Origin of the sequence: Aurantibacter sp. (genome assembly GCF_042094015.1) — a bacterium.
GTDB lineage: Bacteria > Bacteroidota > Bacteroidia > Flavobacteriales > Flavobacteriaceae > Aurantibacter.
This window is the reverse complement of record NZ_JBELDZ010000070.1, coordinates 1-12,214: the sequence shown is the minus strand read 5'-3', so window position 1 is coordinate 12,214 and position 12,214 is coordinate 1. Positions and strand designations below refer to the sequence as shown.

Annotated in this window: 8 protein-coding genes and 1 pseudogene; 3 read left to right on the top strand and 6 right to left on the bottom strand. The window is 29.3% G+C overall.

Annotation, left to right across the window (positions count from 1 at the left end):
• Positions 1-641, bottom strand: a pseudogene (locus ACFDSN_RS09815) (glycine--tRNA ligase); the annotation flags it as partial.
• 150 nt (positions 642-791) lie between these two features.
• Here ACFDSN_RS09815 and ACFDSN_RS09810 point away from each other — a divergent pair.
• A complete protein-coding gene (locus ACFDSN_RS09810) occupies positions 792-1,472 on the top strand; it encodes a ComF family protein (RefSeq protein WP_375239675.1) in 681 nt (226 codons plus the stop codon).
• A gap of 60 nt (positions 1,473-1,532) precedes the next feature.
• Complete coding sequence (locus ACFDSN_RS09805; RefSeq protein WP_375239674.1) at positions 1,533-3,143, top strand: Ig-like domain-containing protein; 1,611 nt, start codon at positions 1,533-1,535, stop codon at positions 3,141-3,143.
• Here the strand turns inward: ACFDSN_RS09805 and ACFDSN_RS09800 are convergent.
• Positions 3,140-3,925 carry a nitrilase family protein gene (locus ACFDSN_RS09800; protein ID WP_375239673.1) on the bottom strand — a complete coding sequence of 262 codons (786 nt, stop codon included), beginning with the start codon at positions 3,923-3,925 and terminating at the stop codon, positions 3,140-3,142. The two genes, ACFDSN_RS09805 and ACFDSN_RS09800, sit on opposite strands and share 4 nt — an antisense overlap.
• A gap of 90 nt (positions 3,926-4,015) precedes the next feature.
• Between ACFDSN_RS09800 and ACFDSN_RS09795 the strand changes: the two genes are divergently transcribed.
• Positions 4,016-6,166 (top strand): S46 family peptidase, encoded by a 2,151-nt coding sequence (locus ACFDSN_RS09795; RefSeq protein WP_375239672.1) that lies wholly within the window; start codon positions 4,016-4,018, stop codon positions 6,164-6,166.
• A 78-nt stretch (positions 6,167-6,244) separates the two neighbouring features.
• Here the strand turns inward: ACFDSN_RS09795 and ACFDSN_RS09790 are convergent, their stop codons facing one another.
• From ACFDSN_RS09790 to ACFDSN_RS09775, 4 genes are read right to left on the bottom strand one after another with little or no spacing between them, the layout of a single operon-like run.
• Positions 6,245-8,014, bottom strand: a complete 1,770-nt coding sequence (locus ACFDSN_RS09790) for a DNA mismatch repair protein MutS (RefSeq protein ID WP_375239671.1) — start codon at positions 8,012-8,014, stop codon at positions 6,245-6,247.
• Positions 8,015-8,048: 34 nt separating this feature from the next.
• Complete coding sequence (locus ACFDSN_RS09785) at positions 8,049-8,990, bottom strand: M28 family peptidase (RefSeq protein WP_375239670.1); 942 nt, start codon at positions 8,988-8,990, stop codon at positions 8,049-8,051.
• Between the two features lie 6 nt (positions 8,991-8,996).
• A complete protein-coding gene (locus tag ACFDSN_RS09780; protein WP_375239669.1) occupies positions 8,997-11,009 on the bottom strand; it encodes an FG-GAP-like repeat-containing protein in 2,013 nt (670 codons plus the stop codon).
• Between the two features lie 20 nt (positions 11,010-11,029).
• Complete coding sequence (locus ACFDSN_RS09775; RefSeq protein WP_375239668.1) at positions 11,030-12,121, bottom strand: hypothetical protein; 1,092 nt, start codon at positions 12,119-12,121, stop codon at positions 11,030-11,032.
• Positions 12,122-12,214: the final 93 nt, after the last annotated feature.

Here is a 12,214-nt window from a genome sequence, read left to right as displayed (position 1 = left end):
TATAAGTCCATTGCAGATTCTGCACTTGCACCTAATTTAGTTCCAAACATTAAGTTAAACTGCTTAACATCTGTCCAGTTTTTACTTCCAGAAAGCGGACAAGCAATTTCTAATTCTTCTATTAAAGCTTTTACACCTGCTAAATCTTCATTAGTTAAAGACTCGCCTAGGCGCTTTAAAATAGCATCAATTTTATCTTGATAACCTTTAACTCTTCCGTTAGTTGCTACAAATTCTTCTTTATTAAAAGCGTCTCCAAAACGTTTCTCCGCTTTTTTAACTTCTTTTTCAATTTTACCTTCAATTTTAGCACAGTAGTCTTCTACCAAAACATCTGCTCTGTAACGTTTTTTAGAATCTTTATTATCTATTAAAGGATCCGAAAACGCATCTACATGTCCAGAAGCTTTCCACGTTTTTGGATGCATAAAAATAGATGAATCTAAACCGACAATATTATCGTTTAATTGCACCATTGCTTTCCACCAATAATCGCGAATATTCTTTTTTAATTCTACTCCATTTTGTGCGTAATCGTATACCGCACTTAATCCATCGTAAATTTCACTACTTTGAAAAATATAACCATACTCTTTTGCGTGAGAGATTACTTTTTTAAATTGATCGTCTTGATTTGCCATATTGCAAAAATATAAAAACCATTTTTATTAATGTTCTTTTTTAGAATGATAAACGTTTAAAATCTAAACTTAAAATGTTTAATAATTATGTCGCTAAAAACACATTTATCTTTTTTTTAGTAAATTGAAGAAACTCTTCAATAGAAATATATGCTTAAAGCGCTTTTTAATTTATTTTTTCCAGAAGTTTGCTTAGCTTGTATTCAACCACTTTTAGATAACGAACTTACTATTTGTACAAATTGCAGGCACCATTTACCTGTTACTAATTTTCATTATAATAAGACAATTAATTTAGTGCATAAAGCATTATATGGTAGAGCAGAAATAGTAAATGCTACTTCATTATTTTATTTTGAAAAGAAAAGTATTGTTCAACAATTAATACATCAGTTAAAATATAAAAACCAACCAGAAATAAGTAATTTTCTTGGTAATTGGTTAGGTTCAGAATTATCTAACTGTAAAGCTTATGAGGCTATAGATGTAGTTATTCCTGTTCCACTACATTATAAAAAATTAAAAAAAAGAGGCTACAATCAAGTTGAAGGTTTTGGGAAATCAATTGCTAATCATTTAAAATGCAATTATTTAGAAAATGTACTTGTAAAAACAATAAATACATCTTCTCAAGTTAAAAAAACACGTTTAGAACGTTGGCAATTAAAAGAGGAATTGTTTACTACGCAAAACTTAGACCTTATTAAAGGTAAACACATTTTATTGGTAGACGACATTATAACTACTGGCTCGACTTTAGAAAACTGTATTACGGAACTAAACAAAGCACAAAATATTAAAATTAGTATTGCGGTTATGGCAATAGCATAAGTTGTTTTTCGTTAAAAGCTAAATAAGTTGTTTCTTTGTTTTAGAATTTAGTTTAGGTTTATGAAAACACGTATTTATAATACTCTATTTTTAGTAATTATTCTTGTTATTACTTTAAATTGTGCCAATAGAGGAAACCCATCTGGTGGCGATAAAGATGTTTTGCCACCAAAAATAATAAAATCTGAGCCGGAAAATTTTAGTCTAAATTTTACAGGTGAAGAAATAAGAATTTACTTTGATGAATACGTTAAAATTAAAAACCTTAGTAAACAATTAATTATTTCTCCACCAATGGAAATTGAGCCAGAAATAACACCTTTAAGTACAGCAAATAAATACATTAAAATTAAACTAAAAAGTAAGTTAGAAAAAAACACAACCTATAGTTTTAATTTTGGAAATAGCATTGTAGATAATAATGAAGAAAATCCTTTTCCGTTTTTTAAATATGTGTTTTCTACAGGAACCTATATAGATTCCTTAAAGGTGCACGGAAAAATTAGTGAAGCTTTAGATAGGAAAATAGAATCTTTTGTAATAGTTAATTTATACGAAAGAGATAGCACATATACAGATTCTGTGGTCTATTTAAAAAAGCCTAGGTATATGACTAATACACAAGACAGCACCACTAATTTTACATTAGAAAACGTAAAAGCTGGTACTTATAAGTTAGTTGCAATTAAAGATGATAACGAAGATCAAAAATTCCAACAAAAAACCGACAAGATTGGATTTGTTGAAGATTTTATTACCGTAGGACAAGACTCTGCGTTTTACGACATTAAATTATTTAAAGAAACAATTGATGATAAAGCTTTAAAACCAAGGCTAGTTTCTGGAGAAAAAATAGCATTTGGTTTTGAGGGAGACTACACTAATTTTAAAATTGAAAACCTTTCTGAAACACCAAAAGATTTTAAATCTGTAACAATTAAACAATTTGAAACTGATAGTTTAAATTACTTTTACAAACCTAAATTAGAACAAGATTCTTTAATTTTTAATGTGTCTAATTCTAAACAAATAGACACATTTACAGTTAGACTTAAAGACAATAGACGTGATAGTTTAAAAATAATAAGTTTGAATAAAGGAAAAATTGGTTTAGATGAATCCTTTAGATTAAATGCAAATATCCCATTAACTTCAATAAAAAAACGCTTTATTAAATTAATAGATAAAGATTCTATAAAAGTTGATTATAAAGTAAAGTTAAACAAGTTGGAAAATACCTATGATTTTACTTTTAACAAAACCGAAGACAACAAATACACCTTAGATTTATTACCTAAAGCGTTAACAGATTTTTTTGGAAACACTAACGACACATTACAGTTTAAAGTTTCTACAAGAAAACTTTCTAGTTATGGAAATAAAAAAGTAGATTTAAAAAATGCAACCTTTCCCTTGTTTGTACAACTAGTAGATAAAGATAATGTTGTTAAATACAGCCATTATATCAAAAATAAAAAACAACCTATCGAGTTCCTTAATACTGATCCAGGAATTTATTATTTAAGAGTGCTTTTTGACACTAATAAAAATGGTATTTACGATACCGGTAATTATTTAAAACAAGAACAGCCAGAACGCGTAAGTTACGCTAAAAAAGAAATAGAAGTTAGAGCAAATTGGGATGAAATTATTGAATTCACTCTAGATTAATCTAAACGTAACTCAAAATTATCCATATCGTTTAGAAAACTTAATTTTTGTCTTGCTTCTCTTATATGGTTTTTAGATATAGCTATTATATCTATTCCTTCTTTATAAGCTTCTAAATTAGATTCTTTTTCACCTAAAACATTATAAGCAGCAGAATCTCCAGAATACTCATAATTATTAGCATCTAATCCTACTCTATTTACACCAACACAATAACTCATGTTTTCTATTGCACGAGCTTTTAAAAGTGTTTTCCAGGCTTCAATTCGTTGTTTAGGCCAATTGGCTACATAAAGTAAAACATCGTAATTCTCTTTATTTCTTGAAAAAACTGGAAAACGTAAATCGTAGCAAATTAAAGGGCAGATTTTAAAGCCTTTATAATCTATAATTAACTTTTTATTCCCAGAAGTATAAACTTTGTCTTCTCCTGCTAAAGAAAAACTGTGACTTTTATCGTAAAACTGTAAATCACCACTTGGTTTTACAAATATTAATCTATTCCTATATGTATTGTCAATTTTAATAACCAAACTTCCGGTTATTGCCAAGTTGAATTTTTTTGTTAATTCTTTTAACCAATTTATGGTTTCCCCATTCATTGTTTCTGCAATATTTTCTGGTTGCATAGTAAATCCAGAAGTAAACAGCTCTGGTAAAACTACAAGATCTGCTTTACCGGAAAGTGATTCAATTTTAGCTGTAAAATTAAGACGATTTTGTAGTGTGTTTTCCCAAACTAAGTTTGACTGAACTAATGCTATTTTTAAAAAAGAAGTCATTAATATGATGTTAATTTTAATACTAATGTAATAAATTAATATAATTGTTAATTGGGTTTTTTATCTTTATAGCAAACAAATATTTTAACGATGAGATTTTTTAAATTCCTTTTACTTTTTATTACCATTCAAGCTACCGCACAACAAGGTGGAATGTGGATTCCTTCTTTACTGGAAGGTATGAACGAAACAGAAATGACTGCTTTAGGAAGCAAAATGACTGCTAAAGACATTTACGATGTTAACAATTCTAGTCTAAAAGACGCTATTGTTCATTTTAATGGTGGTTGTACTGCAGAGATTATTTCGGACAAAGGTCTACTATTAACTAACCATCATTGTGGTTATGGTGAAATACAATCACATTCTTCACTTGAAAACGATTATTTAAAAGATGGTTTTTGGGCAATGTCTTTAGACGAAGAATTACCTAACGAAGATTTATATGTTGAGTTTATTGTTAGAATAGAAGATGTAACTACTAAAGTTTTTGAAGGCATTTCCGACTCTATGACAGAAGAAGATAAACAATCGCTTATAACAAAAAACAGCAATGCTTTACAAAAAACAGTAACTAAAGAAGCTTGGCAAGACACTAAAGTAAAGTCATTTTACAATGGTAATCAATTCTTCCTATTTGTAACAGAACGTTACAACGACATTAGATTAGTTGGAGCTCCGCCTACAAGTATTGGTAAATTTGGAAGTGACACAGATAATTGGGTTTTTCCAAGACATACTGGAGATTTTTCTATGTTTAGAATTTACGCAGATAAAAACAATAGACCTGCAGAGTACAGTAAAGACAATGTGCCTTTTATTCCAAAACATCATTTACCAATTTCGTTAGATGGTATTGAAGAAGGTGATTTTACTATGGTTTTTGGTTTTCCAGGAAGAACAGACGAATATTTACCTGCAGCAGCAATTGAGCATATTACTAAAGAATACAATCCTACAAATATTGCTATTAGAGAAGCTGCTTTAAAAGTGATTGATGCTAATATGAAATCTAGTGATGATGTTCGTATTAAATATTCTTCTAAACAAGCTAGAATTGCAAACGCTTGGAAAAAATGGATTGGAGAAAATTTAGGAATCCAAAAAAGTAATGCTATTGCAGAACGTAAAGCATTTGAAGCTAAATTCACTAAGGCTTTAAAAGAAAAAGGATTAGAAGAAAAGTATGGTGCGATTTTGCCGGAATTCGACAAACTTTATAAAGATTTTGGACCTATAAATATTAAACGAAGAAACTTTATTGAAGTCTTTTTAGTGACTAATGAGTTAATGCAAATGACTTTTAGAGCTTACCAATTTGAACAAACTATTACTGCTCGACCAGAAACATTTGATAAAGCTAAAGCTAGTTTAGAAAACACTTTAAAAAATATCCATAAAAACTATAATGCAGCTGTAGATAAAGGTGTTTTTGAAAACGTAATGCCATTTTATCAACCAAAAAATGTAGATGCAACAGTTTACAATACATCTGCTTTAACCAATTTAGATAGTGCTTTAAAACTAATAAATGGTAGTAAAGAAGATATTATTGAAGCTTTAAATAACGATACAGCTTACGCTTATTCAAAACCAATGATTGCTGAGTTCTACAATACTATAAATGCTGATTATATGGCTAAAAACGCACCAATTACAGCTTTACAAAAAAAGTATATGACCGCATTAATGGAAGCTTTACCTAATGCACGTTATTTCCCAGATGCTAATAGTACGTTACGTGTTACTTACGGACAAGTAAGAGGTTATTCTCCAAGAGATGCAGTTTATTACGAACCTGTTAGTTATTTAGATGGTGTTATTGAAAAGTATGTACCTGGTGATTATGAGTTTGATGTGCCGCAAAAACTACGTGACTTATACGATGCTAAAGATTATGGAGATTATGCCGATAAAAACGGAAAAGTACCTGTTTGTTTTTTAGGGACTAATCATACTACTGGTGGAAATTCTGGAAGTCCTGCAATAGATGCTAACGGAAATTTAGTTGGTTTAAATTTTGACAGAGTTTGGGAAGGAACAATGAGTGATATGAACTACGATCCAGAAATTTGCCGTAACATTATGGTAGATGTAAGATATGTACTTTTTATAGTAGATAAATATGCTGGGGCAACGCACTTAATAGATGAAATGACTTTAGTACATCCTAAAAAAGAGGTTAAAAAAGATTCTCAAAAACCTAAGTCTAAAAAAAGAACTAAAAAACGAAGAAAATAAACCAGTTACACTTTGTGAAAATAAAAAAGCATCAAACCTTTATAAGGATTTGATGCTTTTTTTATGTTTAGATAGTGGTTATACTATATCCATTTTCTTAAGTAAGAAACTAGCATTCATGTTTTGACAAACTCCTTTTTTAAACTTATAATCAAAAGACAACTCATCGTTTTCTATAAAAGCATCAAAATAATAATTTTTCACCTCTGGTAATTCTGCTTCAATTTCGCATAAACTCAAATCGTGTGTTGCAATAATTCCGTTAGCGTTACTTGATACTAGTTTCTTTACAAACTTTTTAGAACCTTCCGCTTTATCCTTACTATTTGTTCCTTTTAAAATTTCATCTAGAATAATAAAATAACATTCATTCTTAATAGAATCTACTATAAATTTTAAACGCGTTAATTCACTAAAAAAATAAGAGCTATCATCTGTTAAGTTATCTGTTGTACGCATACTTGTAATCAATTTTGTAGGCCCATAAGAACTTTCTGTTGCACAAACAGGCAAACCAACATTTGCCATTACAATATGCAGAGAAATGGTTCTTAAAAATGTACTTTTCCCCGCCATATTTGCACCTGTAACGATAAAAAACTGATTGTTTTCTATTAAAACATCACTACAAATTCTTTTTTCTTTATGTAGTAATGGATGACCTAAATTTGTTGCTTTAATGGTATTGTTTTGATTCGATATTTTTGGAAACACTAAATCTTGATTATTAAAAACATAAGTCCCAAAACTCTGATAAGCATCAAAAAAGGAAATAACACTAAACCAGTTTTCAACAATACTTTTATGTTGCTTTATCCATTTTTCTATTAAAAAAGCATTTTTAATATCTAATAGAAAATATCCATTTCCAAAAATGGCGCCTATTAAATTATTTCTGTTGTCTAAAGCATCTAAATGTTTTGAAAATGTTTTGAAAATTTCTGATGCTTTTTCTTCTTCAGAATTAATTAAATCTTGCTTTTCTATTAATGCCTTTGAACTAAATGTTTCATTTTCTATAGCATCTAATAATGTTGCATACTGCTTAAATGTATCTTTTATTTTAGATGTATGTTCTGATAAGGCAGATATTTTTTTAACAAAACGACCAGATAGGGCTAAACCTACAAATAACCAGTACCCAAAATAAGCTGCTGATAAAATTTTAAATATTGTTAAAGCTAATAACATCAATGAAACAATTGAAAATCCATAAGCAAAACCAACACTATATTTTGGTAGAAATGGTTTATAAGTTGTCAACCATTTTAAAATCGTAGCAATTTTAACTTCTGCTTTTATTAGGCTTGCAGTAGCTTGATAATGTTGTCTAAATTTAGTTTTGTCTGCTAATTCTTTAATTCCTTCTTGACGTATTTCTATATTAGAAATTTGATTAGCTTTAAGCAAATCTGCTAAATAGGTTTTACCTTCTAGAGTTTGTGACCTGTCTAAATTTTGAAAAAAAGAGCCTCTACCAAATAAGTCTATATCTAAACAATATTCATGTTTTGGATCTTGAAACTCTAAACCTTGTTCTTTATATAGAAAATCTCCTGTTGATTGCCTTATTTCGTTATTATTTATAGTTAATAATGCTTTATTATAATTTCTTATCGTTTTTAAAGTCGTGTATTTATGTAGTAAATATAAAAACACAATTAATCCAACGCAACCAATTCCAATAGCTATTGTAATAGTCTTATATGTAAAGTATAATCCTAAACAAGTGGCTAAAAACACCATTAATCGTGTTAAACTTAGAGCTAATAAATCTTTTTTATTTTTAGATAATTTAACTTTTAAAGTTATTAAATTATTTTGATAGTAAGTTAATGATGGAGACATTGAAAATGAGTGAGAATTTAAAAGCAACCAATACTTAAAGTTGATCTATTTCTTTAAAAATATTGAATACGGTTTGAACTGCATTTTTAAAAAATAGTTGGTCTATTTTATCAAAATCGTCTGTAGGTTTGTGATAATCTTCATGATCTGCTACTCCAAAGTAAATAAATGGAATATCTGCTTTAAAAAACTCTGCATGGTCGCTAGAATATGTCCAATTATCTCCAGAACCCAATCCTTCATGTGCACGAATTAACTTAACCTCACCAATCTGTTTATGGTTTTCTACTATGTTTTTAAAAGCTTCATTATATCTTGTTCCAACTGCAAACAACTCATTATCATCACTTCTACTAATCATATCCATATTAAGGTTTACAACTATATTTTGTTTTGGGATAATTAAATTGTTTACAAAATATTTAGCACCTTGCAATCCTAATTCTTCACCATCAAAAGCTGCTAAAATAACATTGTTTTTTGGTGGATTAGTTTTAAAATATTCTGCAAAAGCTAGTAGTGCTGATGTTCCAGATGCATTATCGTCTGCGCCATTATAAATTTTACCGCTTTTTACACCTTCATGATCATAATGAGCAGAAATTACAATAGTTTTTTTACCTGTAGATGTCCCTTTAATAAAACCAATTACATTTATTGCTTTATACTCTTTGCCTCTTGCTACAAAGCTAAAAGGTTGCTCAAAAGACTCAAAAAGAGGTAACACCTTTTGTTCTTTTAATGCTTTTATTAAATAGTTTTTTGTTTTTAGTGCTCCAGCTGTTCCTGTTCTTCTTCCTGTAAAACTATCATCTGATAATGTTTTAATATTAGTTATAAGATTCTCAGAATTAAAATTATATTTTACAACTGGTGATTCTAGGCTTTGTTCTTGAATATTTGAATTGGAGCTATTTTTAGTTGCTCCACAAGACATTAAAAGTACAAATCCTAAAACACCTATATAGGTTTTCATATTTGATTATTTTTTGATAAATTTCTTTTGATATAAACGCTGTTCTTTTTGAAACGATAAAATATATGTCCCTGATTGTAAGGCTCTTATATTAACCTTGTTTTCAACTGATTTAAAATTAAAAATGCGTTGACCATTTATATTATGAATTAGCAGTGTTCCTTCTTGTAAATCTATGTTTTTAAAATAAATGTAATCTTTGGAAGGGTTTGGGTAAATCAATATATCTTCAGATAAAAAACCATTTACACTTAAGGTTTGTCCTTCAGTTACATTTATTGTTGAATTGATTGTTGGGTTATTAATAACATCTACTATACCTGAAGGCCAATTTATTGTTATTTGAGTTATTGATGTGTCCGAACCTAAGCCAAAATGAGCTGTTAAAGAGCTCATATGTCTAAATCCGTCTCCGGATCTAACTTCTCTTATTTGAGTTCCAAGTGCACTTACAATTTCAATTCTTGTTCCAATACCATTTAAATTACTTCCTGTTGGATTACTAATATCTCCAATTGTATTTATTTTAATCCAATTGTTAGAGTTCCCTTCATTTCTATACCAATTACCATTTGAATTAAAAACATCTAAAAAGCCATCGTTATTTAAATCTCCAACAGCTCCAACAGAAAACCCTACTGTTGTTTCTGTAAAAGTTAAATCCTGATTATTAATTAGCATTTTATTTCCTGCTGAAAAAACATCTAAATAACCATCATTATTAAAATCATGAGTTATATGTTCTATTCCTGTATCTAAAAACGCACCTATTCCTGTACCAGCAGTAATATCTGTAAAAGTTCCATCCTGATTATTATGCATCAATTTATGAGAACCATCTATAAAAGAACTTGCTCCAACAAAAACATCCATCCAACCATCATTATCATAATCTCCCCATGCTGATGACCAAGTTTGAATTGGATCATATAAGCCAGAGGCTACACTTACGTCTGTATAGTTCCCATTTCCATCATTCTGAAATAATTCATTAAATCTTGCAGATGCTGCTGCTCCACCACCATTACATTTAGATATAAACAAATCTATATCACCATCATTATCATAATCTGTCCATAGAGAAGCATAATTTCCACCACTTGGAGCGTCTCCTAAACCACCTTGATTATGTGTTAAATTTCCAGAACCATCATTTAAATAAAATTGGTTAGGTCCAACATCATGACAAACAAAAGCATCTAAATCTCCGTCGTTATTAATATCTACAAAATTTGTTCTTTGTGAAAAAACATACTCTGGACCAGAAACTTCTAAATAACCTGTTCCGTCTCCATTTGCTTTCATGAAAGTGACTCCACTACCAGATCCATACATTAAATCATTATATCCATCATCATTAATATCTCCTGCCGCTATACTCCAGCTTGGTAAATAATCTGCATTATCTGTTGTATAATTTTCAACTGTAAAAACGCCTGAAGGTTGTTGGTAGTTAATATTTATATTCGTTGCACTTACAGCTACAATATCATCTAAATAATCACCATTCATATCTACAACACAATTTCTATAACTTCCTGTAGATGCTATTGGCGTTGTGATAAATGAAACCAATGGCGGCACATATACAGCTTCAGTTAGTTGAAAATCAAACCCGTTAGATTCCCATCTATTATCAAAAGCTATATAATAAGTTACTCCACTTAAAGCGTTAAAGGTTGCTGTAGATAAAAATCCTGCTCCAGAGTCATCATCTCCAGAATGACAAATTAATGAACCACAAGAACCAGTATACACATGAAATCTTGTGTCTTGTCCTGTATTTATAGGTAAATCTGTAGTAATTGTAACTGTATAATTATTTGTTGGTGTATAAGTAAACCATTCTGCAGCGGTTGCATTTCCAGTTCCTGAACAAGCTAAAGTTACACCATCTGTACCATCTATAGTTGCGACTGTGGTAATTCCTGACAAGACTGCAACTGCTGTGTTACATGTGTTTTGTGCTTCTACTATTACAACAAATAGTAAAATAATTATTAATGTGATTTTTTTCATAGTTTAATAGGTGTTAATTATTAATTACAAACTTGAGTTAATTCATCAATCCAATCATTGATTAAAGTAACAGCTTTATCATCTACTAAATTTCTACCTATTAAAGGCATTCTTGTACTTTCGTTTATGGAATTCATTCTAAAAGACATTACAGATCTTTCTGGTCTTCCAGGAGAAACCACATGTGTTAATGTACTATTAATATCTTCATCTGGAATTACACAAATTCCAATGTTATCTTCTGAAGTTTCTGTATCTTTAAATGATAACCTAATAGGCCTATAAGAACAATGTGTATTGTCCGAGTGGCAATGTGCACAGTTTATATCTAAATAAGATCTTGCTCTTAATTCTAATGGTTGACTTAGATCTTTCCAATCTATAACAGAATTAATTGAGCTTAGGTCCGTATTATTTAAATAACCTTCTTGAATTAATTTTTGTAATTGATTTACTGTTCCAGAAGAATAACTGTATGTGAAATTTAAATTTTGTGGCTTTACACCAATTGGTGTTGATATGTTACTTTTTTTATGGCAAGTTAAACACTCAGATTCTGAAGGAATTCTGTAATTATTTGATTTAGCAACTCCTTCTTCTAACCACTCTATATTTATGTTACTACCTGAATTATCTAGGAATGCTTCAGTTTGACTACTATTCCAAACATACTCTGAAAAAATCCATCCAGTTGTTTTTTTAATAAGAAGCCTTGTTTCTATTATTTGTGTAGAATTTGTTGGCAAAACATTATCGTAATAAAATGTCTTAACAATAATAGTACCTACAGGAAAATCTAAAACTTCAAAATCCGAAATATAATTTGCCGAAACATTATCTGGCATCCATATAAAGCGCTTCTTTTTGGCATAATCTGTAAATAAAGAAGATATAGGTTGATATGGTATTACTCCTAGAACAGGAGATTGATTTTTTAAATCTCCATCAAACATATTATAATCTGAAAGCTTAGTATAGGGAAAAGCTTCTAAATCATAATTCACAGGTGATTCAGCTGGCACATAAAGTTCTTCATTATCATTTTCAGAACATGAAAACAAAAACAATAAAATAAAAAGAGTACTTAGAAATTTGGTTGGATTTATTTGCATAATTTAATCTTTAACATCTAACAATATACATATTTTATAATAAAAAAGCCAAGCATATTATGCTTGGCTTTTTTTATATTAAATAAAATGCTT